We start from the raw sequence: 764 nt of genomic DNA on the forward strand, positions 1-764 counted from the left end.
TGCTCCACTGCATCTGCTGCTTTTTGGCCATTCGTCTGGCGATCACTTCATTGATCGTGGATTCCACAAACGCGGTTGATACCGGCTCTCCGTACCGACGCATTTCGCCGTAGTTTGGGATCATCATCTTATTATTCCGGATGTAGGTATACATTTCATCCAGATGTTTTTGCAGGGATTTCAGGCTAGGATAGCTGAGTTCAGGGTCATCGCAATACATAACGCAATTATCAATATGTTCCAGCGCAGCGACAACATTGCCATGCCAGAGATATCGTTTAATGCTTTCCAGCAGTGCCAGAACTTTACTCCCCGCCTCTGGATCTGATACCAGCAGTCCCCGGGCATATTGCATGAGCACCGTCAGCCTCATGGTGATATGAAACCAGTCCAGCACATGCGTTGACTCAGGGTACATACCGAACTGGAGGTCCCTGAGATTATCCGCGCCGTCGGACAGAAAAAATATCTGCTGGTTGGCCTGCATTCCCTGCGCTGAAAGGTGGGTCATGAGCCTGCGTTCCGGATGACAGTCATCCTTCTGAACAAAACCGAAGCGGCGGGTGTCAGCAGGCGCACCAACGGAAAAAGACTTCCCGGCAATAATTTCAAAATTACGCTTTTTGTCATCCCGATCGCGAACATAACCACCATCTATACCCACCACAAGCGGTTTTCCTGGCCTGGGCAGGTTCCCCCAGTCGCGGGGGCAGCCGGAAAGAAAACCTGAATGAGCTTCAGCCTCAGCGTCAAGACGCTGCGCC

General features: G+C 51.6%; 1 pseudogene. It reads right to left on the reverse strand.

Annotated elements, in window-relative coordinates:
• Positions 1-764 (reverse strand): annotated as a pseudogene (locus OOZ15_RS19925) (ISKra4-like element ISKpn19 family transposase); the annotation flags it as partial.

Origin of the sequence: Galbibacter kalidii, from assembly GCF_026241135.1 — a bacterium.
Classification (GTDB): Bacteria; Bacteroidota; Bacteroidia; order Flavobacteriales; family Flavobacteriaceae; genus Galbibacter.